Here is a 23,192-nt window from a genome sequence, read left to right on the forward strand (position 1 = left end):
TCCCGAGTATCCGCAGGACAAGCAGTTTAAAAACCAAGCCAAACAATATTGATTATCATTTAGCGGCAACAATGTTCGTTACATTCCCTACAAAACATAATTGACGAAATGCCGGCTAATGCCCAAGGCGCAAGGCCTGCGGGGTTTTTGAAGCGCGCTATGTCCTTATTCCTATAATAAATTTCGCTATAGGAATTTTACTTGCCGGGTGTTTAGCCATAAAATCAGCGGGATTGATTGCTGCGACATATCGTCACTGCTTTTGTTTCTTTTCAAGCTCAGAGACCTTTGCTCTCTGTTAAGGATTACCAGCATGCCCGAAGCGACAGGACTCATGGCCCACAACTGGGGCTTTGCCATTTTCCTTCTAGGCGTCGTCGGCCTCTGTGCCTTCATGCTGGGCGTCTCCAGCCTCCTTGGGTCAAAAGCCTGGGGCCGCAGCAAAAACGAACCGTTCGAGTCCGGCATGCTACCTACAGGTGGCGCCCGCTTGCGGCTCTCAGCCAAGTTCTATCTGGTCGCGATGCTCTTCGTGATCTTCGATATCGAAGCCCTCTTTCTCTTTGCATGGTCTGTGTCCGTCCGCGAAAGCGGCTGGACCGGATTCGTCGAAGCTCTCGTTTTCATAGCAATTCTGTTGGCAGGCCTTGTCTACCTATTCCGAGTGGGCGCCCTTGACTGGGCTCCGGAAGCTCGGCGCAAGCGGCAAGCGAAGCTGAAACAATGAGGCTTTGGCAATGCAATACAATCTCACCAGGATCGACCCCGATGCTCCTAACGAGCAGTATCCGATCGGCCAGCGGGAAACCGTTTCCGATCCGTTAGAAGATCAAGTCCACAAAAACATTTTCATGGGCAAGCTCGAAGACGTGCTTAACGGCACGATCAACTGGGGGCGCAAGAACTCCCTGTGGCCGTATAACTTCGGTCTTTCGTGCTGCTACGTGGAAATGACCACCGCCTTCACGGCGCCCCACGACATCGCGCGCTTTGGCGCCGAGGTTATCCGGGCATCGCCGCGCCAGGCGGATTTCATGGTTATCGCCGGTACCTGCTTCATCAAGATGGCGCCGATTATTCAGCGTCTCTATGAGCAAATGCTCGAGCCTAAATGGGTCATCTCCATGGGTTCGTGCGCCAACTCCGGTGGCATGTACGACATCTACTCCGTCGTTCAAGGGGTGGACAAGTTCCTGCCCGTGGACGTCTACGTGCCTGGCTGCCCGCCCCGCCCTGAGGCTTTCCTGCAAGGCTTGATGCTGTTGCAAGAGTCGATTGGACAGGAGCGTCGTCCGCTTTCCTGGGTCGTTGGTGATCAAGGCGTATACCGCGCCGAGATGCCTTCCGAGAAGGAAAAGCGCCGCGAACAGCGAATCGCAGTCACCAACCTGCGCAGCCCCGACGAAGTCTGATCCAGATCTGCTTCTTTAATAGAACGAGAACCTGGCTTCATTCTTTACGTTGACCGAAAGCGATAAATAACCATGACTACAGGCAGTGCTCTGTACATCCCGCCTTACAAGGCAGACGACCAGGATGTGGTCGTCGAACTGAACAACCGTTTTGGCCCGGAGGCGTTCACCGCCCAGCCTACCCGCACCGGCATGCCGGTGCTTTGGGTTGCCCGCGCCAAACTCGTCGAAGTCCTGACGTTCCTGCGTAACCTGCCCAAGCCGTACGTCATGCTCTATGACCTGCATGGCGTGGACGAGCGTCTGCGCACCAAGCGTCAAGGGCTGCCGAACGGCGTCGAGTTCTCCGTTTTCTATCACCTGATGTCGATCGAGCGTAATAGTGACGTCATGATCAAGGTCGCCTTGTCCGAGAGCGACCTCAGCTTGCCGACCGTCACCAGCATCTGGCCGAACGCCAACTGGTACGAGCGTGAAGTCTGGGACATGTTCGGCATCGACTTCAAAGGCCACCCGCACCTGTCGCGCATCATGATGCCGCCGACCTGGGAAGGTCACCCGCTGCGCAAGGACTTCCCGGCCCGTGCCACCGAGTTCGATCCGTTCAGCCTGACCCTGGCCAAGCAACAGCTCGAGGAAGAAGCCGCGCGCTTCAAGCCTGAAGACTGGGGCATGAAGCGTTCCGGCCCGAACGAGGACTACATGTTCCTCAACCTCGGCCCGAACCACCCGTCCGCCCACGGTGCGTTCCGCATCATCCTGCAGCTGGACGGTGAAGAGATCGTCGATTGCGTGCCTGACGTCGGTTACCACCACCGTGGTGCCGAGAAGATGGCCGAGCGTCAGTCCTGGCACAGCTTCATCCCGTACACCGACCGTATCGACTACCTCGGCGGCGTGATGAACAACCTGCCGTACGTGCTCTCGGTCGAGAAGCTGGCCGGGATCAAGGTGCCGGAGAAGGTCGACGTCATCCGCATCATGATGGCCGAGTTCTTCCGGATCACCAGCCACCTGCTGTTCCTGGGGACCTACATCCAGGACGTCGGCGCCATGACCCCGGTGTTCTTCACCTTCACCGACCGCCAGAAGGCGTACACGGTGATCGAGGCCATTACCGGTTTCCGTCTGCACCCGGCCTGGTACCGCATCGGTGGCGTCGCCCACGACCTGCCGCGGGGCTGGGAAAAACTGGTTAAAGACTTCGTCGAGTGGATGCCAAAGCGTCTGGACGAATACCAGAAAGCCGCACTGGACAACAGCATCCTGCGCGGCCGGACCATCGGCGTCGCCGACTACAACACCAAAGAAGCCCTGGAATGGGGCGTCACCGGTTCCGGCCTGCGCGCCACTGGTTGCGATTTCGACCTGCGTAAGGCGCGCCCGTACTCCGGCTACGAGAACTTCGAGTTCGAAGTGCCGCTGGCGGCCAATGGCGATGCCTACGACCGTTGCATCGTGCGCGTCGAAGAGATGCGCCAGAGCATCAAGATCATCGACCAGTGCCTGCGCAACATGCCGGAAGGCCCGTACAAGGCGGATCACCCGCTGACCACGCCGCCGCCGAAAGAGCGCACGCTGCAGCACATCGAAACCTTGATCACGCACTTCCTGCAGGTTTCGTGGGGCCCGGTCATGCCGGCCAACGAATCCTTCCAGATGATCGAAGCGACCAAGGGCATCAACAGTTATTACCTGACGAGCGATGGCGGCACCATGAGCTACCGCACCCGGATTCGTACCCCAAGCTTCCCGCACCTGCAGCAGATCCCTTCGGTGATCAAAGGCAGCATGGTCGCGGACTTGATTGCGTACCTGGGTAGTATCGATTTCGTTATGGCCGACGTGGACCGCTAAGCATGAACAGCACGCTTATCCAGACAGACCGTTTCACCTTGAGTGAAACCGAGCGCTCGGCCATCGAGCACGAGTTGCATCACTACGAAGACCCGCGTGCGGCGTCGATCGAAGCCCTGAAGATCGTCCAGAAGGAACGTGGCTGGGTGCCGGACGGCGCCTTGTACGCCATCGGCGAGATCCTCGGCATCCCGGCCAGCGACGTTGAAGGCGTGGCGACGTTCTATAGCCAGATTTTCCGTCAGCCGGTTGGCCGTCACATCATTCGCGTCTGCGACAGCATGGTCTGCTACATCGGCGGCCACGAGTCCGTGGTCAGCGAAATCCAGAGCAAGCTCGGCATCGGCCTGGGTCAGACCACCACCGATGGTCGTTTCACCCTGCTGCCGGTCTGCTGCCTCGGCAACTGCGACAAGGCGCCGGCGTTGATGATCGACGACGACACTTTCGGTGATGTGCAGCCAGCAGGCGTTGCCAAATTGCTCGAGGGCTACGTATGACCCTGACTTCCTTCGGTCCGGCCAACCTTATCAAGCGTTCGGCCGAGACTCACCCGCTCACCTGGCGTCTGCGTGACGACGGCGAAGCCGTATGGCTCGACGAGTACCAGGCCAAGAACGGTTACGCCGCTGCGCGCAAGGCCTTCGCCGACATGGCTCAGGACGACATCGTCCAGACCGTGAAAGATTCCGGCCTCAAGGGTCGCGGCGGTGCAGGCTTCCCCACTGGCGTTAAGTGGGGCCTGATGCCCAAGGACGAATCCATCAACATCCGCTACCTGTTGTGCAACGCGGATGAAATGGAGCCCAACACCTGGAAAGACCGCATGCTGATGGAGCAACTGCCCCATCTGCTGATCGAAGGCATGCTGATCAGTGCCCGCGCGCTGAAAACCTACCGTGGCTACATCTTCCTGCGTGGCGAGTACACCACCGCCGCCAAGCACCTCAACCGTGCTGTTGAAGAAGCCAAGGCAGCCGGCCTGCTGGGCAAGAACATTCTGGGCAGCGGCTTTGATTTCGAGCTGTTCGTCCACACCGGCGCCGGGCGTTACATCTGCGGTGAAGAAACCGCACTGATCAATTCCCTGGAAGGCCGCCGCGCCAACCCGCGCTCCAAGCCGCCCTTCCCTGCCGCCGTTGGCGTGTGGGGCAAGCCGACTTGCGTGAACAACGTCGAGACCCTGTGCAACGTGCCGGCGATCATTGCCGATGGCGTGGACTGGTACAAATCGTTGGCTCGCGAAGGCAGTGAAGACATGGGCACCAAGCTCATGGGCTTCTCCGGCAAGGTCAAGAACCCGGGCCTGTGGGAACTGCCATTCGGCGTCACCGGTCGCGAGCTGTTCGAAGACTACGCCGGCGGCATGCGCGACGGTTACAAGCTCAAGTGCTGGCAGCCTGGCGGCGCCGGTACCGGCTTCCTGTTGCCGGAACACCTGGACGCACAAATGTACGCCGGCGGCATCGCCAAAGTGGGCACCCGTATGGGTACCGGCCTGGCCATGGCGGTGGACGACAGCGTCAACATGGTGTCCCTGCTGCGCAACATGGAGCAGTTCTTCGCCCGCGAATCCTGTGGTTTCTGCACCCCGTGCCGCGATGGCTTGCCATGGAGCGTCAAGCTCCTGATGGCCATCGAGAACGGTGAAGGCCAGCCAGGCGACATCGAGACCCTGCTGGGCCTGGTCGGTTTCCTCGGCCCAGGCAAGACCTTCTGTGCTCACGCACCGGGCGCCGTGGAGCCGTTGGGCAGCGCAATCAAATACTTCCGTCCAGAGTTCGAAGCCGGTATCGCGCCTGTCAGCGCCGCCGTCCCGCCTCTGGCAAGGCCGATCCTGGTCGGCGCGTAAACGCTTAAAAAAGGCGAAGGGTCCGTGCCCTTCGCTTTTCGTGTGATGACGCCTTTAACGGCTGTGTTGATTCACGCGGATAACAAGATTCCATTAGCCACGCCCGCTGACACCGGGCCAACGAAGAACTTTGAACCATGGCCACTATCCACGTAGACGGCAAAGAGCTCGAAGTCGATGGGGCAGACAACCTGTTACAGGCATGTCTGTCGCTAGGCCTCGATATCCCTTATTTCTGCTGGCACCCTGCCCTAGGCAGCGTTGGCGCTTGCCGCCAGTGCGCAGTCAAGCAGTACACCGACGAGAACGACACCCGTGGTCGTATCGTGATGTCCTGCATGACGCCTGCCACCGACGGCACCTGGATCTCCATCGAAGATGAAGAATCCAAGGCCTTCCGTGCCAGTGTTGTTGAATGGTTGATGACCAACCACCCTCACGACTGCCCGGTCTGTGAAGAAGGCGGTCACTGCCACCTGCAAGACATGACGGTAATGACCGGCCACAACGAGCGCCGTTACCGCTTCACCAAGCGTACCCACCAGAACCAGCAACTGGGGCCGTTCATTTCCCACGAAATGAACCGCTGCATCGCTTGCTATCGCTGCGTGCGCTTCTATAAAGACTACGCCGGCGGCACCGACCTCGGCGTATTCGGCGCCCACGACAACGTGTACTTCGGTCGCGTTGAAGACGGCACCCTCGAAAGCGAGTTCTCCGGCAACCTCACCGAGGTTTGCCCGACCGGTGTGTTCACCGACAAGACTCACTCCGAGCGCTACAACCGTAAGTGGGACATGCAGTTCTCGCCGAGCATCTGCCATGGCTGCTCCAGCGGTTGCAACATTTCCCCGGGCGAGCGTTACGGCGAACTGCGTCGCATCGAAAACCGTTTCAACGGTTCGGTGAACCAGTACTTCCTGTGCGACCGTGGCCGTTTCGGCTATGGCTACGTCAACCGCGAAGACCGCCCGCGTCAGCCATTGCTGGCCAACGGCACCAAGCTGAGCCTCGACGAAGCACTGGATAAAGCCGCTGACCTGCTGCGCGGTCGCAATATCGTCGGTATCGGTTCGCCGCGCGCCAGCCTCGAAAGCAACTACGCGTTGCTTGAACTGGTCGGCGCCGAGCACTTCTACTCCGGTATCGAAGCCGCTGAGCTTGAGCGCATTCGTCTGGTAGTACAGGTGCTCAAGGACAGCCCGCTGCCGATCCCGAACATGCGCGACATCGAAGATCACGATGCGATTTTCGTCCTCGGCGAAGACCTGACCCAGACTGCTGCGCGCATGGCCCTGGCCCTGCGTCAATCGGTCAAGGGCAAGGCCGAAGACATGGCCGACGCCATGCGCGTTCAGCCGTGGCTCGATGCCGCGGTGAAGAACATCGGTCAGAACGCGCTGAACCCGCTGTTCATCGCCAGCCTGGCTGAAACCAAGCTCGACGACGTGGCTGAAGAATGCGTTCACGCCGCTCCCGACGACTTGGCCCGCATCGGTTTCGCCGTGGCTCACGCCCTCGATGCCAGCGCGCCGGCCGTTGAAGGCCTGGACGCTGAAGCCCTCGAACTGGCTCAGCGCATCGCCAACGCCCTGCTCGCTGCCAAGCGTCCATTGATCATTGCCGGTACCTCGCTGGGCTCCAAGGCACTGATTGAGGCTGCTGCAAACATTGCGAAGGCCCTGAAGCTGCGCGAGAAGAACGGTTCCATCAGCCTGATCGTGCCAGAGGCCAACAGCCTCGGCCTGGCCATGCTCGGTGGTGACTCGGTCGATGCAGCCCTGCAAGCGGTGATCGACGGTAAGGCCGACGCCATCGTCGTGTTGGAAAACGATCTGTACACCCGCACCGACAAAGCTCGTGTCGATGCTGCCCTTAACGCCGCGAAAGTGGTGATCGTGGCGGACCATCAGAAGACCGCCACCAGCGATCGCGCGCACCTGGTTCTGCCAGCTGCCAGCTTCGCTGAAGGCGACGGTACGCTGGTCAGCCAGGAAGGCCGCGCCCAGCGTTTCTTCCAGGTCTTCGACCCGACTTACCTCGACGCAAGCATTCTGGTTCACGAAGGCTGGCGCTGGCTGCATGCCCTGCGTTCGACCCTGCTGAACCAGCCGATCGACTGGACCCAACTGGACCACGTCACCGCTGCCGTTGCTGCGAGCAAACCGCAACTGGCGCGCATCGTCGACGCCGCACCGTCCGCCGCGTTCCGCATCAAAGGCCTGAAACTGGCCCGCGAACCGCTGCGTTACTCCGGTCGTACCGCCATGCGCGCCGACATCAGCGTGCACGAACCGCGTACCCCGCAGGACAAGGACACCGCGTTCGCCTTCTCGATGGAAGGTTACTCGGGTTCAGCCGAACCGCGTCAGCAAGTGCCATTCGCCTGGTCTCCGGGCTGGAACTCGCCGCAAGCCTGGAACAAGTTCCAGGACGAAGTCGGTGGTCACATCCGCGCTGGCGACCCGGGCACCCGCCTGATCGAAAGCACTGGTGATTCGCTGAACTGGTTCGCCAGTGTTCCGCGTGCGTTCAACCCTGCTCCAGGTACCTGGCAGGCCGTGCCGTTCTACCACCTGTTCGGCAGCGAAGAGAACTCTTCGAAAGCCGCTCCGGTTCAGGAACGCATTCCGGCTGCTTATGTTGCACTGGCCAAGTCCGAAGCCGACCGCCTGGGTGTCAATGACGGCGCCATGCTGAGCCTGAACGTGGCCGGCCAGACCCTGCGTCTGCCGCTGCGCATCAACGAAGAGCTGGGCGCTGGTCTGGTGGCACTGCCTGCGGGCATCGCTGGCATTCCGCCAGCGATCTTTGGCAAATCCGTTGACGGTCTGCAGGAGGCAGCTCAATGACCTTGTTCACTCCTGAAATGATCGACGTGATCATCGCGGTCCTCAAGGCCGTGGTGATTCTGCTCGCCGTAGTGGTGTGCGGCGCCCTGCTGAGCTGGGTCGAGCGTCGTCTGCTCGCCCTCTGGCAGGACCGTTACGGTCCGAACCGAGTCGGTCCGTTCGGCGCGTTCCAGATCGCCGCCGACATGATCAAGATGTTCTTCAAGGAAGACTGGACGCCGCCGTTCGCCGACAAAGTGATCTTCACTTTGGCGCCGGTCGTGGCCATGAGCGCCCTGCTGATTGCCTTCGCGATCATCCCGATCACCCCGACCTGGGGCGTGGCGGATATCAACATCGGCATCCTGTTCTTCTTCGCCATGGCTGGTTTGTCGGTCTACGCGGTGCTGTTCGCCGGCTGGTCGAGCAACAACAAGTTCGCCCTGTTGGGCAGCTTGCGGGCCTCGGCGCAGACCGTGTCGTACGAAGTGTTCATGGGCCTGTCGCTGATGGGCATCGTGATCCAGGTCGGCTCGTTCAACATGCGCGATATCGTTGAATATCAAGCGCAGAACCTGTGGTTCGTCATTCCGCAGATCTTCGGTTTCCTGACCTTCTTCATCGCTGGCGTGGCCGTGACTCACCGTCACCCGTTCGACCAGCCGGAAGCGGAACAGGAACTGGCCGACGGTTACCACATTGAATACGCCGGCATGAAATGGGGCATGTTCTTCGTCGGCGAGTACATCGGTATCGTGCTGATTTCGGCGCTGCTGGTGACCCTGTTCTTCGGTGGCTGGCACGGTCCGTTCGGCATCCTGCCGCAGATCCCGTTCATCTGGTTCGCACTGAAAACCGCGTTCTTCATCATGTTCTTCATTCTGCTGCGCGCCTCGATTCCGCGCCCACGGTATGACCAAGTGATGGATTTCAGCTGGAAGTTCTGCCTGCCGCTGACCCTCGTCAACATGCTGGTGACCGCTGCGATCGTGTTGCTCAACACGCCCGCCGTCGCGGCTCAGTGAGGATAGAGAATCATGAAGTACATATTTGACATCGTGCATGGCTTCTACACCCAGCTTCGCAGCCTGGTGATGATCTTCAGCCATGCCTTCCGCAAGCGCGACACGCTGCAGTATCCGGAAGAGGCGGTGTACCTGCCGCCGCGCTTTCGTGGGCGTATCGTCCTGACCCGTGACCCCGACGGCGAAGAGCGTTGTGTAGCCTGCAACCTGTGCGCCGTGGCGTGCCCGGTCGGTTGCATCTCGCTGCAGAAAGCTGAAACCGAAGACGGTCGCTGGTACCCGGAGTTCTTTCGCATCAACTTCTCGCGCTGCATCTTTTGCGGCCTCTGCGAGGAAGCCTGCCCGACCACCGCGATCCAGCTGACACCGGATTTCGAAATGGCCGAGTTCAAACGTCAGGACCTGGTGTACGAGAAAGAGGATCTGCTGATCTCCGGCCCCGGCAAAAACCCTGATTACAACTTCTATCGTGTTGCAGGTATGGCGATTGCCGGAAAGCCGAAAGGCTCCGCGCAGAATGAAGCCCAGCCGATCAACGTGAAGAGCTTGCTGCCTTAAGGAAGAAAGATGGAATTCGCTTTCTATTTCGCATCGGGTATCGCTGTGGTGTCCACGCTTCGCGTGATCACCAACACCAACCCTGTGCACGCCCTGCTCTACCTGATCATTTCGCTGATCGCCGTGGCGATGACGTTCTTCGCCCTCGGCGCGCCGTTCGCCGGTGTACTGGAAGTGATCGCCTACGCTGGCGCCATCATGGTGCTGTTCGTGTTCGTGGTGATGATGCTGAACCTGGGTCCTGCCTCGGCTCAGCAAGAGCGCGCCTGGCTCAAGCCCGGTATCTGGGGCGGCCCGGTCCTCCTCGCCGCGCTGCTGCTGGTGGAACTGCTGTACGTGCTGTTCTCCCACCAGACCGGTGAAGCCATCGGCCACACCACCGTAGACGCCAAGGCCGTGGGCATCAGCCTGTTCGGTCCTTACCTGCTGGTGGTCGAACTCGCCTCGATGCTGCTGCTCGCCGCAGCCGTCACGGCGTTCCACTTGGGCCGCAACGAAGCCAAGGAGCAATGACGATGCCTGCTATCCCTATGGAGCATGGTCTGGCGGTCGCCGGCATCCTGTTCTGCCTCGGCCTGGTCGGCCTGATGGTCCGCCGCAACATCCTTTTCGTGCTGATGAGCCTGGAGGTCATGATGAATGCCTCCGCCCTGGCGTTCATCGTTGCCGGTAGCCGCTGGGCGCAGCCGGATGGACAGATCATGTTCATCCTGGTGATCAGCCTGGCAGCCGCCGAGGCCAGCATTGGCCTGGCGATCCTGCTGCAACTGTATCGCCGCTTCCACACGCTCGATATCGACGCTGCCAGTGAGATGCGCGGATGAACCTTCTCTATCTGACTTTCCTGTTCCCTCTGATCGGTTTTGTGCTGCTGGCGTTCTCCCGGGGACGCCTCTCGGAAAACCTCTCGGCGCTGATCGGCGTGGGCTCCATTGGCCTGTCGGCGATCGTCGCGGCCTATGTAATCTGGCAGTTCAACGTCGCCCCGCCGGAAGGCGGTCACTACACCCTGGTGTTGTGGCAGTGGATGGCGGTGGAAGGCTTCACGCCGAACTTCGCCCTGTACCTGGACGGCCTGTCGCTGACCATGCTCGGTGTGGTGGTTGGCGTCGGCTTCCTGATCCACCTGTTCGCCTCCTGGTACATGCGCGGTGAAGACGGCTACTCGCGCTTCTTCGCCTACACCAACCTGTTTATCGCCAGCATGCTGTTCCTGGTGCTGGGCGATAACCTGTTGTTCCTGTACTTCGGCTGGGAAGGCGTGGGCCTGTGCTCGTACCTGTTGATCGGTTTCTACTACAGCAACCGCAACAACGGTAACGCCGCACTCAAAGCCTTCATCGTGACCCGTATCGGTGACGTGTTCATGGCCATCGGCCTGTTCATTCTGTTTGCCCAACTGGGCACCCTGAACGTTCAGGAACTGTTGGTGCTGGCTCCGCAGAAATTCCAGGCCGGCGACTTCTGGATGGTCATGGCCACCCTGATGCTGCTGGGTGGTGCTGTCGGTAAATCCGCGCAACTGCCGCTGCAAACCTGGCTGGCGGATGCGATGGCCGGCCCGACTCCGGTTTCGGCACTGATCCACGCCGCAACCATGGTAACCGCTGGCGTCTACCTGATTGCCCGTACCCACGGCCTGTTCACTCTGGCGCCGGAAATCCTGCATCTAGTAGGAATCGTCGGTGGCGTGACCCTGGTTCTCGCAGGCTTTGCAGCCCTGGTCCAGACCGACATCAAGCGTATCCTCGCCTACTCGACCATGAGCCAGATCGGCTACATGTTCCTGGCCCTGGGCGTTGGTGCCTGGGACGGCGCGATCTTCCACCTGATGACCCACGCCTTCTTCAAGGCCCTGCTGTTCCTTGCGTCCGGTTCGGTGATCGTTGCCTGCCACCACGAACAGAACATCTTCAAGATGGGTGGCCTGTGGAAGAAACTGCCACTGGCCTACGCCAGCTTCATCGTCGGCGGCGCGGCCCTGGCGGCCCTGCCTCTGGTGACTGCGGGCTTCTACTCCAAGGACGAAATCCTCTGGGAAGCGTTCGCCAGCGGCAACAACGGTCTGCTCTATGCAGGTCTGGTCGGCGCGTTCATGACTTCGCTCTACACCTTCCGCCTGATCTTCATCGCGTTCCACGGTGAAGCGAAGACCGAAGCCCACGCCGGTCACGGCATTGCCCACTGGCTGCCACTGTCGGTGCTGATCGTATTGTCCACCGCCATCGGCGCGATGATCGTTCCACCGCTGCACGGCGTACTGCCGCAAAGCGTCGGCCATGCTGGCGGCGAAGCCAAGCACAGTCTGGAAATCGCTTCGGGCGCCATCGCCCTGGCCGGTATCCTGCTGGCCGCGCTGCTGTTCCTCGGCAAGCGTCGCTTCGTCACTGCCGTCGCCAACAGCGGCATCGGCCGCCTCCTTTCGGCCTGGTGGTTCGCTGCCTGGGGCTTCGACTGGATCTACGACAAACTGTTCGTCAAGCCTTACCTTGCGATCATCCATGTACTGCGCAAAGACCCGCTCGACCAGACCATCGGTCTGATCCCGCGCATGGCCAAAGGCGGTCACACCGCCCTGAGCCGTACCGAGACCGGTCAACTGCGTTGGTATGCCGCCTCGATGGCTGCTGGTGCCGTGCTGGTTATCGGCGCCGTCGTGCTGGTAGCGGTCTGATATGAACCTTGCGAATTTGCGAAAGGAAACGAGCCCGTCATGATTCTGCCCTGGCTAATCCTGATCCCCTTCATCGGCGGCCTGCTGTGCTGGATGGGTGAGCGCTTCGGCGCCACCCTCCCGCGCTGGATTGCGCTGATCACCATGTCCCTGCTGCTCTCCCTCGGCCTCTGGCTGTGGGCCAACGGTGACTATTCATTGGCACCAAAGCCAGGCGCCGATCCGACCTGGGTGATTGAGTTCAAACACGTCTGGATCCAGCGTTTCGGCATCAATGTGCACCTGGCCCTCGACGGCCTGTCCCTGTTGATGATCCTGCTGACCGGTCTGCTGGGTGTCCTCTCGGTACTCTGCTCGTGGAAAGAGATCCAGCGTCACGTGGGCTTCTTCCACCTGAACCTGATGTGGATCCTGGGCGGTGTCGTCGGCGTGTTCCTCGCCCTCGACCTGTTCATGTTCTTCTTCTTCTGGGAAATGATGCTGGTGCCGATGTACTTCCTCATCGCGCTCTGGGGTCACAGTTCTTCGGACGGCAAGAAAACCCGGATCTACGCGGCGACCAAGTTCTTCATCTTCACTCAGGCTTCCGGCCTGATCATGCTGGTGGCGATCCTGGGCCTGGTTCTGGTCAACTTCAACGACACCGGCGTGATTACCTTCAACTACGCCGATCTGTTGAAAACCAAGATGTCGCTGACCACCGAGTACATCCTGATGCTCGGTTTCTTCATCGCCTTCGCGGTCAAGTTGCCGGTCGTACCGTTCCACTCCTGGCTGCCTGACGCTCACGCCCAGGCGCCGACCGCAGGTTCCGTCGACCTCGCCGGTATCTTGCTGAAGACTGCTGCGTACGGTCTGCTGCGTTTCGCCCTGCCGCTGTTCCCGAATGCGTCGGCCGAGTTTGCGCCGATCGCCATGACTCTGGGTCTGATCGGGATCTTCTACGGTGCGTTCCTGGCCTTCGCGCAAACTGACATCAAGCGTCTGATTGCCTTCTCGTCCGTTTCCCACATGGGCTTCGTTCTGATCGGCATCTACTCCGGCAGCCAACTGGCGCTGCAGGGTGCGGTGATGCAGATGCTGGCGCACGGCCTGTCGGCCGCGGCACTCTTTATCTTGAGCGGCCAGTTGTACGAACGCACCCACACCCGCGACATGCGTGAAATGGGTGGCCTGTGGTCGAAGATCGCTTACCTGCCAGCCCTCAGCCTGTTCTTCGCCGCCGCGTCGCTGGGCTTGCCGGCGACCGGTAACTTCGTCGGAGAGTTCCTGATACTGATCGGCACCTTTGCCAGTGCCCCATGGGTCACCGTGATCGCGACGTCCGGCTTGGTGTTCGGTTCGGTCTACTCGCTGATCATGATCCACCGTGCCTTCTTCGGCCCGTCCAAATCGGACGCGGTGCTGCATGGCATGGACGGTCGCGAACTGATCATGGTAGCCGGTCTTGCGGCGTTGGTGATCTACATCGGTGTTTACCCGCAACCGTTCCTCGACACCTCTGCCGCTACGATGCATGGCGTGCAGCAATGGCTCGGCACCGCCTTCACTCAACTCGCTTCGGCCCGGTAAGAGCGCTATGGAATTCACGACTCAACACTTTATCGCGCTAGCGCCGTTGTTGATCACCAGCGCCACGATCATCGTGGTGATGCTGGCGATTGCCTGGCGCCGCAACCACTCCCAGACCTTCCTGCTGTCGGTGGCGGGTCTGAACCTGGCATTGCTGTCGATCCTGCCTGCCTTGAAAGTCGCGCCCCTGGCCGTGACGCCGTTGTTGCAGATCGACAGCTTCGCCTGCCTGTACATGGCGCTGATCCTGGTCGCCACCCTCGCCTGTGTGACCCTCGCCCACGCCTACCTCGGCGATGGCGGCACGGGTTACCCGGGCAACCGTGAAGAACTGTACCTGCTGATCCTGATGGCCGCTGCCGGTGGCCTGGTGTTGGTCAGCGCGCAGCACCTGGCCGGGTTGTTCGTCGGTCTGGAACTGCTTTCGGTACCGGTCTACGGTCTGGTGGCTTATGCCTTCTTCAACAAGCGCTCGCTGGAAGCCGGTATCAAGTACATGGTGCTGTCGGCGGCCGGTTCCGCGTTCCTGTTGTTCGGTATGGCCCTGCTCTACGCTGACTCCGGCTCCCTGAGCTTCGTCGGCATCGGTCAGGCCCTGGCGGCCACCGGCATGCCAAGCTCGCTGGCGCAACTGGGCCTGGGCATGATGCTGATCGGCCTGGCGTTCAAGCTGTCGCTGGTGCCGTTCCACCTCTGGACTCCAGACGTTTACGAAGGTGCTCCGGCGCCGGTGGCAGCGTTCCTGGCTACCGCCTCCAAAGTGGCGGTGTTCGCGGTGATGGTGCGTCTGTTCCAGATCTCGCCAGTGGCGAGCAGCGGCGTGCTGAGCAACGTGCTGACCATCATCGCCATCGCGTCGATCCTGTTCGGTAACCTGCTGGCACTGACCCAGAGCAACCTCAAGCGTCTGCTGGGTTACTCGTCCATCGCTCACTTCGGCTACCTGCTGATCGCCCTGGTGGCGAGCAAGGGTCTGGCCGTGGAAGCGATCGGCGTGTACCTGGTCACCTACGTGATCACCAGCCTCGGTGCTTTCGGCGTGATTACCCTGATGTCCTCGCCGTACAAAGGCCGTGACGCAGATGCCCTGTACGAATACCGCGGCCTGTTCTGGCGCCGTCCGTACCTGACCGCCGTACTGACCGTGATGATGCTGTCCCTGGCCGGTATCCCGCTGACCGCGGGCTTCATCGGCAAGTTCTACATCATCGCCACCGGTGTCGAGTCGCACCAATGGTGGCTGGTCGGCTCCCTGGTACTGGGCAGCGCCATCGGCGTCTTCTACTACCTTCGCGTGATGGTCACCCTGTTCCTGATCGAGCCAAACCTGCGTCGCGTCGACGCCCAGCTGCATTGGGAACAACGTGCAGGCGGTGTAATGCTGCTGGCGATCGCCGTACTGGCCTTCTTCCTCGGCCTGTACCCACAACCGCTGCTGAACCTGGTTCAACAGTCGGGGTTGGCGGGTTGATCGCTTAAGCGGCACTCGGCAGTGAACAGAAACGGCACCTTCGGGTGCCGTTTTTGCGTTTGGGAATTCAAAAGTAAAGATCGCAGCCTACCCCTTTCAGGAAGATGCTTGCACGACGGTATGCAATAGCTGACATCCGATCATCGCTAACGAGCGCTATGGTGCGTGAAAAACCATTCGGAGCACTCCATGAAACGGGAAACCTATACGTTGCGGGACAGCAGTTTTGATTGCTCACCCAATTTGACACATGACGATTTGACCTATCATCAGCTTGCCTTTGTCGGCGCTCTGAATTCTGGCTATATTTGTCCAGAATTCAGGAGAAACGCCATGATCGTCGTTCCGTTGGCCGAAGCAAAAAACAATCTGTCCAAACTCGTCGATGACGCGGCCGCCGGACAGATCATCACGATTGCCAAACATGGTCGGGCCCTTGCGCGTCTGGTTCCGGTGGGAAAACCCCGCGGACAGCGTATCGGAGCGATGAAAGGCAAACTGGTGCTTCCCGAAGACTTTGACGCCTCACTGCCGGACGACATGCTCGATGCTTTTGAAGGCACTCAAGAATGAGGCTTCTGCTCGACACGCATATTTTGCTCTGGACGCTCAGCGATGACCCCAGGCTATCCGGCAAAGCCAGAAAGCTCATAGAGAGCGCTGCCGACATTTACATCAGCGCAGCGACATTCTGGGAGATGGCGATCAAGGTTGGGCTGGGTAAGCTGAACGCTGACCTGGAAGACATCCGCCAGTGCTGCCTCGATAGCGGGTTCATCGAGTTGCCAGTGACCTCAGAACACGCCATTGCTGTGAAGGACCTCGAACATCACCATCGGGACCCGTTTGACCGCCTCATTGTTGCAACGGCCATGACAGAACCCATGAAACTCCTCACCGCCGATCCATTGGTTGCCAGGTACACGGATCTGGCTGTTTTGGTCTGATCGGCCCACCACCACAAGTGATCATTTGTTCAGGAAATGTTTATTCGGTTGAAGAAACCGGATGAATGGGATGGCCTGCTCGCGATAGCAATGGAACAGGCACTGTGTAGGAACCGTGTTATCCGCCGCGGTTGCGGCAATCGCCTGCCACTGTGTATTTGATGGTGTTGAGTCGGCCCTGAGAATCTTCATAGGTCATTGCGGTGGGTACTACGGCGCAGGCAACTTGTGGCCGCACGACACTCACTACTTTCACCACATCTAGCTTCATTCCGTATTGGTAGTCTTTCACCACCGGTGCGGGTTTGCCCTGGCTGGCCGCGTACTCTTCCATGGCTTGGGTGTTGGCGCTCAGCATCTTTTCGAACGTCCTGTCACCGCCACCTTCAGCGAGCACATTCATGGACGTCGCCATCACTCCGGCGAGCGCAATCAACTTGATCAACGTCATATTCTGTACCTTCAGCTCATAAAAAAAGCCCACCATCGGCATTCGATGACGGGCTAGTTCAAGTGCGACACGCTTACAAGTCTTTGGTCTTGTCGTCTTTCTTTTCATTCACGACGACGGGGTTACGCGCCTGTTGCTTCGCGACAAACTTCTCCACCGAACGGTCATTGGCCGCCATCATTTTTTCAAAGGTTCTGTCGCCGCCACCTTCAGCTAAAACAACAGAAGACATCACCAACGCCGCTGCAAACGCACTCAGTTCTGCAAGTTTCATGTTTGGTTCCTCGTTTAATTAACTAACGAGGTCAAGGTAACAATCCGAACCTTTCATGACGGTGGCGCGGAAATTACATATCCGTTATGTAGCCTGAAAGGTATCTGTGGCGAGGGAGCTTGCTCCCGCCGGGTCGCTTGCTCGCGAAAGCGGTCCATCAGGCACAAAGTAAAACGGCACCTTCCGGTGCCGTTCGCCTTTCACAGTACAACCAAGTTACTTACGCGCCGCCTCCCACGATTTCAGCAGTTCGCTGTAGCTCACGGTCTCGCCCTTAGGCTTCTCGTTCGCCAGTTTCGGCTTCGGTGCGCCCGGTTGGTCGAACCAGTATTGCGCGTCGCGCTCGGGGTTCATTTTCGGGGCGCAGGTGGCTTGGGCCTTCGAGCGTTCCAGACGGGTCATGATTGCGTCCTGATCCTTGGCCAGTCCGTCCAGCGCCTCTTGCGGGGTTTTCTCGCCGCTGGCGGCTTCGGCGATGTGGCTCCACCACAGTTGCGCCAGGCGCGGATAGTCCGGCACATTGGTTCCGGTCGGGGTCCATTGCACCCGGGCCGGGCTGCGATAGAACTCCACCAGGCCACCGAGCTTCGGCGCCAGGTCGGTCATGGCTTGCGAGTTGATGTCCGATTCGCGGATCGGCGTCAGGCCGACGATGGTTTTCTTCAACGACACGGTTTTCGAGGTCACGAACTGCGCGTACAGCCAAGCCGCGAGTTTTTGCTTCTCAGGCGTGGATTTCATGAACGTCCAGGAACCGGCGTCCTGATAACCGAGCTTCATCCCCTCCTCCCAGTACGGGCCTTTCGGCGAAGGCGCCATGCGCCATTTCGGCGTGCCGTCGGCGTTCATCACCGGCAAGCCCGGTTTGGTCATGTCGGCGGTGAACGCCGTGTACCAGAAGATCTGCTGGGCAATGTTGCCTTGGGACGGCACGGGACCTGATTCGGAGAAGGTCATGCCCGCCGCTTCCGGTGGCGCGTATTTTTTCATCCAGTCCACGTACTTGGTGGTCGCATACACGGCTGCCGGGCCGTTGGTGTCGCCACCGCGGGTCACGCTGGAGCCGACCGGATGACAATCCTCGACGCGGATCCCCCACTCGTCCACCGGCAAGCCGTTGGGTATGCCTTTATCGCCAGCGCCGGCCATGGAGAACCAGGCATCGGTGAAGCGCCAGCCCAGGGACGGGTCTTTCTTGCCGTAGTCCATGTGCCCGTAAACGCGTTTTCCGTCGATTTCCTTGACGTCTTCGCTGAAGAATTTGGCGATGTCTTCATAGGCTGACCAGTTCACCGGTACGCCCAACTCATAGCCGTACTTTTCCTTGAACTTGGCTTTGAGGTCTGCACGCTCGAACCAGTCGGCACGGAACCAGTAAAGGTTGGCGAACTGCTGGTCGGGCAACTGGTAGATCTTGCCGTCCGGCGCGGTGGTGAAGGAGATGCCGATGAAGTCCTTGATATCGAGGGTCGGCGAGGTGAAGTTCTTGCCCTCGTTGGCCATCAGGTCGGTGATCGATTCGGTCTTGCCGTAGCGAAAGTGCGTACCGATCAGGTCCGAGTCGTTGACCCAGCCGTCATAGATGTTCTTGTCCGATTGCATCTGGGTCTGCAGCTTTTCCACCACGTCGCCTTCCTGCAGCAGGTCGTGGGTCAGCTTGATCCCGGTGATCTCGGTGAAAGCCTTGGCCAGCACCTTGGACTCATACTCGTGGGTGGCGATGGTTTCCGACACCACTTTGATGCTCATCCCGCGAAACGGCTCAGCCGCCTTGATGAACCACTTCAGCTCTTCGAGTTGTTGATCGGCCGTCAGGGTGGATGGCTTGAATTCACTGCCGATCCATTTCTTCGCCGCGTCTTCATAGGCATCGGCCCAGGCAGACGCGCTCAAACCGCTGAGTGCCAGCATGGCTGCCAATGAAATGCTATGTCGCAGCTTATTGTTTTTGTCGAACATAGAGACCTCCTGTTTAAGTTTCGGAGCAACATTGCCGAGCGATTCGACTAGCCCCAACGCATCACAGCCAACAGCCACACCAGGGACATCGCGAAGGCGACCCAGATGCTCCAGTCGGTGACGCCGATTACCAGCAAATGCAGGTAGGCGCTGCCGAGAAGACCGATGAACAGCCGATCGCCACGGGTGGTGGCAATCGGCAAAAAACCACGCCGAAGGATGCTCGGCGAACGTAATTCCCAAGTGGTCATGACCACCAGGATCAAGGCGATCACGCTGAAGAATGCCGCCGTGGGGACGGTCCAGCTCATCCATTCCATCATCAGTTCCTCATACCCGGCCCAGGGCAAAGCCCTTGGCCACGTGGTTGCGAACAAACCAGATCACCAGCATGCCCGGCAGGATGGTCAACACCCCCGCCGCCGCCAGTACCCCCCAGTCGATACCGGATGCCGAGACAGTTCGGGTCATCACCGCTGCGATCGGTTTGGCATTCACCGAGGTGAGGGTTCGCGCCAGCAGCAGTTCGACCCAGGAAAACATGAAGCAGAAGAACGCCGTGACGCCGATGCCGGAGCCGATCAGCGGGATGAAAATCTTCACGAAGAACTTGGGAAAGCTGTAGCCATCGATGTAGGCGGTTTCGTCGATTTCCTTGGGCACGCCGGACATGAAGCCTTCGAGAATCCACACCGCCAGCGGTACGTTGAACAGGCAATGGGCCAGGGCCACGGCGATGTGAGTGTCGAACAAGCCGATCGAGGAATACAGCTGGAAGAACGGCAGCAGGAACACCGCAGGCGGCGCCATGCGGTTGGTCAGCAACCAGAAGAACAGGTGTTTGTCGCCGAGGAAGCGATAACGCGAAAACGCATAGGCCGCAGGCAGCGCCACGCTCAGGGAAATCACCGTGTTCAGGCTCACGTAGTACAGCGAGTTGAGGTAACCGGTGTACCAGCTCGGGTCGGTGAAGATCACCTTGTAGTTGTGGAAGGTGAAATCCTGGGGAAACAACGTCAGGCCGCCGAGGATTTCGCTGTTGCTCTTGAACGACATGTTCAGCAGCCAGTAGATCGGCACCAGCAGGAACAGGATGTAAAGCAGCAGTGGAACAAGCTTTCTCTTGCTCATGGCGGGCCTCAGCGGTTGGCGTCGGAGTGAGTCATGGCGGTGTAGAACAGCCAGGACACCAACAGGATGATCAGGAAGTACACCAGCGAGAATGCAGCAGCCGGCCCCAGGTCGAACTGCCCGATCGCCATTTGCGTCAGGGTCTGGCTCAAGAAGGTCGTGGAATTGCCCGGACCGCCGCCCGTGAGCACGAACGGCTCGGTGTAGATCATGAAACTGTCCATGAAGCGCAGCATCACGGCGATCAGCAGCACGCTCTTGAGCTTGGGCAACTGGATATGCCGGAACACCGCCCAGGCCGAGGCCCGGTCGATCCGCGCCGCCTGGTAATACACATCCGGAATCGCCCGCAGGCCGGAGAAGCACAACAGCGCCACCAGCGAGGTCCAGTGCCAGACGTCCATCACCAGCACGGTGACCCAGGCGTCCATGGTGTTCGCCGCATAGTTGTAGCTGATGCCCATGGCCTTGAGGCTCGCCCCCAGCAGACCGATGTCGGCCCTGCCGAAGATCTGCCAGATGGTGCCGACCACGTTCCACGGGATCAGCAACGGAATCGCCAGGATGATCAGCACCACCGACGACCAGCGACCCTTGGTCGGCATGGTCAGGGCAATTGCAATCCCCAGGGGGATTTCGATCAGCAGCACGCAGGCCGAGTAGATGAACTGGCGCAGCAACGAGTCGTGCAGGCGCGGATCGAGCAGCACCTGCCTGTACCAGTCGGCTCCGACGAAGTAGCGGCTGGACTGGTCGAAGATGTCCTGCACCGAATAGTTGACCACGGTCATCATCGGGATCACCGCACTGAATGCCACCAGCAGGAACACCGGCAGCACCAGCCACCAGGCCTTGTTGTTCTGCACCTTGTTCATGGCTGCGCCTCTTGGTTGGCATTGGCTTCGAGCAGGAATTCATCGGCGTAGACCATCAGCCACTGCGCCGGAAAGCTGATGTAGGCCGTGCCTTGCGGCACCGGTTTGTCTTCGGCCAGGCGCACCTTCAGGGGCGCGCCATCGAGCTCGAGGCTCATGATCTTGTAGGTGCCCAGGTCCTCGACGTGTACGACCTTTGCCCGCAGCGCGTCATCAAAGGCTTCGTCCCACACATGGACGAACTCCGGACGAATGCCGACCTTCAGGGTTTTCCACTCCGATTCAGCAATACGCTGCTGCATGGCCTCGGACAGCGGCAGGTGAGTCGAGGCGAAACCGACACCGCCCGGTTGCGGCTGCACCTCGATCAGGTTCATCCCCGGACTGCCGATGAAGTAGCCGACAAAGGTATGGCTCGGGCGCTCGAACAATTCCCTTGGCGTACCGAACTGCACGATCTGCCCGCCGTACATCACCGCAATCTTGTCGGCGAAGGTCGAGGCCTCCAGCTGATCGTGGGTAACGTAGACCATGGTGATGTTGAACTGCTCGTGGATCTGCTTGAGCTTGCGCCGCAGTTTCCACTTCAGGTGCGGGTCGATCACCGTCAGCGGCTCGTCGAAGAGGATCGCCGACACGTCGTCGCGCACCAGCCCGCGGCCCATGGAAACTTTCTGTTTTTCGTCGGCGGTGAGGTTGCGCGCCTTTTTGCTCAGCAGGTTCTGCAGGTCGAGGACTTCGGCGATTTCCTGCACCCTGGTATGAATTCTTGCCTCGGCCATGCCCTGGTTACGCAGCGGGAAGGCCAGGTTGTCGAACACCGTCATGGTGTCGTAGACCACCGGAAACTGGAAAACCTGGGCGATGTTGCGCTTTTCCGGGGTCAGGTTGTTGACCGCTTTGCCGTCGAAAAGCACATGGCCCTGGGATGGGCTGAGCAACCCGGAAATGATGTTGAGCAAGGTTGATTTACCGCAGCCCGATGGACCGAGCAACGCGTAGGCGCCGCCCTGCTCCCAGATGTGGTCCATCTCGCGGATCGCGTAGTCCTCCGGTCCCGCCGGGGTCTTGGTGTAGCTGTGGGCGAGGTTCTGCAAACGGATTTCGGCCATCAGGCAACCCTCGTGACACGCCGGCCCGGCGCCTGGACCAGCCGCCCCTGCGTATCGAACACAAACAGTTTATGGGTCGGGATGTAGATGCGGATCGGCGCATCGACGTCGTATTCGTGGACACCCGGCAAGTGCAGCACCAGCAGGAAGTGCTCGTTGCGCACGTGCAGGAAGGTTTCCGAGCCGCTGATTTCCGCGACTTCGACGGTCACCGCCAGTTCGAGGTCATCGTCGTTGCTCGGCACCAGCGAGATATGGCTGGGCCGCACGCCGAAACGGAACTCGCCCTCGCCCACCGGGCGCAGATCGACGTTCAGCGGGAAATGCACGAAGTTGGCGAAACTCACCTCGTTGCCGGCAATGCGCCCCGGCATCAGGTTGATCGGCGGCTCGGAGAATAGCTCCGCCGCCAGCACCGTTTGCGGCTGGTGATAGACCGAGGCCGACTGGCCGCTCTGGATCACCCGGCCTTCGTGAAGAATGGTGGTGGTGCCGCCCAAGGCCAGGGCCTCGTTGGGTTCGGTGGTGGCGTAGATCGCAATGGTGTGGCGCGCCTTGAACAGCTCGCGCATTTCCTGGCGCAGTTCTTCGCGCAACTTGTAGTCGAGGTTGACCAGAGGCTCGTCGAACAGGATCAGTTCGGCATCCTTGACCAGCGCCCGGGCCATGGCCGTGCGTTGTTGCTGACCACCGGAAAGCTCCAGCGGATAGCGCTTGAGAAACTTCTCGATGCGCAGCATCTTCGCGGTTTCCAGCACCTTGTCCTGGATCACTTCGCTGGATACACCGGCCTGGCGCAGCGGCGAGGCGATGTTGTCGAACACCGTCATGGTCGGGTAGTTGATGAACTGCTGATAGACCATCGACACATTGCGCAGGCGCACGGGGCGTTGTGTAACGTCGACGCCGTTCATCAGGATGCGGCCGCTGTCGGGCTTGTCCAGACCGGCCATCAGGCGCATCAGGCTGGTTTTGCCGGACAGGGTGCGACCCAGCAAAACGTTGAAGGAACCGGGTTCAAAACTCAGGTTGGCATCGTCGATCCAGGTCTGGCCCTCGACGGTGCGGCTGACGTGTTCCAGGGTGAGTGACATGGCTCGGCCTTTTTATTATTGGAGTCAAGCGACCGGAGCGTTAAAGCGACATCCGTGCCAAAAAACTCAAGCTGTTGATTCAGCTTGAAATTCCCGA

The 23,192-nt window shown here is 59.8% G+C and carries 23 protein-coding genes; 15 read left to right on the forward strand and 8 right to left on the reverse strand.

Annotated features, from left to right (window positions below):
• Positions 1-313 precede the first annotated feature (313 nt).
• The 15 genes from AC3IX1_RS18090 (at position 314) to AC3IX1_RS18160 (ending at position 16,199) form a co-directional block, all read left to right on the forward strand.
• Positions 314-727: an NADH-quinone oxidoreductase subunit A gene (locus AC3IX1_RS18090; protein ID WP_003223812.1), complete on the forward strand. Its 414-nt coding sequence runs from the start codon at positions 314-316 to the stop codon at positions 725-727.
• A 10-nt stretch (positions 728-737) separates the two neighbouring features.
• Positions 738-1,412, forward strand: a complete 675-nt coding sequence (locus AC3IX1_RS18095; protein ID WP_046037844.1) for a NuoB/complex I 20 kDa subunit family protein — start codon at positions 738-740, stop codon at positions 1,410-1,412.
• Positions 1,413-1,484: 72 nt separating this feature from the next.
• Positions 1,485-3,269 (forward strand): NADH-quinone oxidoreductase subunit C/D, encoded by a 1,785-nt coding sequence (gene nuoC / locus AC3IX1_RS18100; protein WP_489385239.1) that lies wholly within the window; start codon positions 1,485-1,487, stop codon positions 3,267-3,269.
• A 2-nt stretch (positions 3,270-3,271) separates the two neighbouring features.
• Positions 3,272-3,769: an NADH-quinone oxidoreductase subunit NuoE gene (gene nuoE / locus AC3IX1_RS18105; protein ID WP_008053447.1), complete on the forward strand. Its 498-nt coding sequence runs from the start codon at positions 3,272-3,274 to the stop codon at positions 3,767-3,769.
• Positions 3,766-5,121, forward strand: coding sequence for an NADH-quinone oxidoreductase subunit NuoF (nuoF, locus tag AC3IX1_RS18110; protein WP_150725934.1), 1,356 nt, complete (start codon positions 3,766-3,768; stop codon positions 5,119-5,121). Before nuoE ends, nuoF begins: the two co-directional genes overlap by 4 nt.
• A 137-nt stretch (positions 5,122-5,258) precedes the next feature.
• Positions 5,259-7,973: an NADH-quinone oxidoreductase subunit NuoG gene (gene nuoG, locus AC3IX1_RS18115; protein ID WP_489385240.1), complete on the forward strand. Its 2,715-nt coding sequence runs from the start codon at positions 5,259-5,261 to the stop codon at positions 7,971-7,973.
• Positions 7,970-8,977, forward strand: coding sequence for an NADH-quinone oxidoreductase subunit NuoH (gene nuoH, locus AC3IX1_RS18120; protein WP_489385241.1), 1,008 nt, complete (start codon positions 7,970-7,972; stop codon positions 8,975-8,977). The genes nuoG and nuoH overlap by 4 nt, the downstream gene beginning before the upstream one ends.
• A gap of 12 nt (positions 8,978-8,989) precedes the next feature.
• On the forward strand, positions 8,990-9,535 hold the full coding sequence (gene nuoI / locus AC3IX1_RS18125) for an NADH-quinone oxidoreductase subunit NuoI (protein WP_489385242.1): 546 nt from the start codon (positions 8,990-8,992) through the stop codon (positions 9,533-9,535).
• 9 nt (positions 9,536-9,544) lie between these two features.
• Positions 9,545-10,048 (forward strand): NADH-quinone oxidoreductase subunit J, encoded by a 504-nt coding sequence (nuoJ, locus tag AC3IX1_RS18130; protein WP_046037836.1) that lies wholly within the window; start codon positions 9,545-9,547, stop codon positions 10,046-10,048.
• A gap of 2 nt (positions 10,049-10,050) precedes the next feature.
• A complete protein-coding gene (gene nuoK, locus AC3IX1_RS18135; RefSeq protein ID WP_007946416.1) occupies positions 10,051-10,359 on the forward strand; it encodes an NADH-quinone oxidoreductase subunit NuoK in 309 nt (102 codons plus the stop codon).
• The gene (gene nuoL, locus AC3IX1_RS18140; RefSeq protein WP_489385243.1) at positions 10,356-12,209 is read left to right on the forward strand and encodes an NADH-quinone oxidoreductase subunit L; all 1,854 of its coding nucleotides are present in this window, start codon (positions 10,356-10,358) and stop codon (positions 12,207-12,209) included. The genes nuoK and nuoL overlap by 4 nt, the downstream gene beginning before the upstream one ends.
• 39 nt (positions 12,210-12,248) lie before the next feature.
• Positions 12,249-13,781 carry an NADH-quinone oxidoreductase subunit M gene (gene nuoM, locus AC3IX1_RS18145; RefSeq protein ID WP_489385244.1) on the forward strand — a complete coding sequence of 511 codons (1,533 nt, stop codon included), beginning with the start codon at positions 12,249-12,251 and terminating at the stop codon, positions 13,779-13,781.
• 7 nt (positions 13,782-13,788) lie between these two features.
• The gene (gene nuoN, locus AC3IX1_RS18150) at positions 13,789-15,252 is read left to right on the forward strand and encodes an NADH-quinone oxidoreductase subunit NuoN (RefSeq protein WP_458371031.1); all 1,464 of its coding nucleotides are present in this window, start codon (positions 13,789-13,791) and stop codon (positions 15,250-15,252) included.
• Positions 15,253-15,441: 189 nt separating this feature from the next.
• The gene (locus AC3IX1_RS18155; RefSeq protein ID WP_489385245.1) at positions 15,442-15,825 is read left to right on the forward strand and encodes a type II toxin-antitoxin system Phd/YefM family antitoxin; all 384 of its coding nucleotides are present in this window, start codon (positions 15,442-15,444) and stop codon (positions 15,823-15,825) included.
• On the forward strand, positions 15,822-16,199 hold the full coding sequence (locus tag AC3IX1_RS18160) for a type II toxin-antitoxin system VapC family toxin (RefSeq protein ID WP_489385246.1): 378 nt from the start codon (positions 15,822-15,824) through the stop codon (positions 16,197-16,199). The genes AC3IX1_RS18155 and AC3IX1_RS18160 overlap by 4 nt, the downstream gene beginning before the upstream one ends.
• Positions 16,200-16,317: 118 nt before the next feature.
• Here the strand turns inward: AC3IX1_RS18160 and AC3IX1_RS18165 are convergent, their stop codons facing one another.
• The 8 genes from AC3IX1_RS18165 to AC3IX1_RS18200 all read right to left on the reverse strand — a co-directional run bounded on the left by AC3IX1_RS18165 (position 16,318) and on the right by AC3IX1_RS18200 (position 23,095).
• Positions 16,318-16,650, reverse strand: coding sequence for a DUF2790 domain-containing protein (locus AC3IX1_RS18165; protein WP_489385247.1), 333 nt, complete (start codon positions 16,648-16,650; stop codon positions 16,318-16,320).
• A 73-nt stretch (positions 16,651-16,723) separates the two neighbouring features.
• A complete protein-coding gene (locus tag AC3IX1_RS18170; RefSeq protein WP_489385248.1) occupies positions 16,724-16,924 on the reverse strand; it encodes a co-regulatory protein PtrA N-terminal domain-containing protein in 201 nt (66 codons plus the stop codon).
• A 216-nt stretch (positions 16,925-17,140) separates the two neighbouring features.
• Positions 17,141-18,883: an ABC transporter substrate-binding protein gene (locus tag AC3IX1_RS18175; RefSeq protein ID WP_150758930.1), complete on the reverse strand. Its 1,743-nt coding sequence runs from the start codon at positions 18,881-18,883 to the stop codon at positions 17,141-17,143.
• A 47-nt stretch (positions 18,884-18,930) separates the two neighbouring features.
• A complete protein-coding gene (locus tag AC3IX1_RS18180) occupies positions 18,931-19,203 on the reverse strand; it encodes a DUF2160 domain-containing protein (protein ID WP_095943787.1) in 273 nt (90 codons plus the stop codon).
• Between the two features lie 10 nt (positions 19,204-19,213).
• Positions 19,214-20,014, reverse strand: a complete 801-nt coding sequence (locus AC3IX1_RS18185) for a carbohydrate ABC transporter permease (RefSeq protein ID WP_046037828.1) — start codon at positions 20,012-20,014, stop codon at positions 19,214-19,216.
• 8 nt (positions 20,015-20,022) lie between these two features.
• Positions 20,023-20,889 carry a carbohydrate ABC transporter permease gene (locus AC3IX1_RS18190; RefSeq protein WP_150725924.1) on the reverse strand — a complete coding sequence of 289 codons (867 nt, stop codon included), beginning with the start codon at positions 20,887-20,889 and terminating at the stop codon, positions 20,023-20,025.
• Complete coding sequence (locus tag AC3IX1_RS18195) at positions 20,886-22,001, reverse strand: ABC transporter ATP-binding protein (RefSeq protein ID WP_489385249.1); 1,116 nt, start codon at positions 21,999-22,001, stop codon at positions 20,886-20,888. Before AC3IX1_RS18195 ends, AC3IX1_RS18190 begins: the two co-directional genes overlap by 4 nt.
• Positions 22,001-23,095 (reverse strand): ABC transporter ATP-binding protein, encoded by a 1,095-nt coding sequence (locus AC3IX1_RS18200; RefSeq protein ID WP_489385250.1) that lies wholly within the window; start codon positions 23,093-23,095, stop codon positions 22,001-22,003. The genes AC3IX1_RS18195 and AC3IX1_RS18200 overlap by 1 nt, the downstream gene beginning before the upstream one ends.
• Positions 23,096-23,192: the final 97 nt, after the last annotated feature.

Source organism: Pseudomonas sp. KH_046_2 (assembly GCF_057838985.1).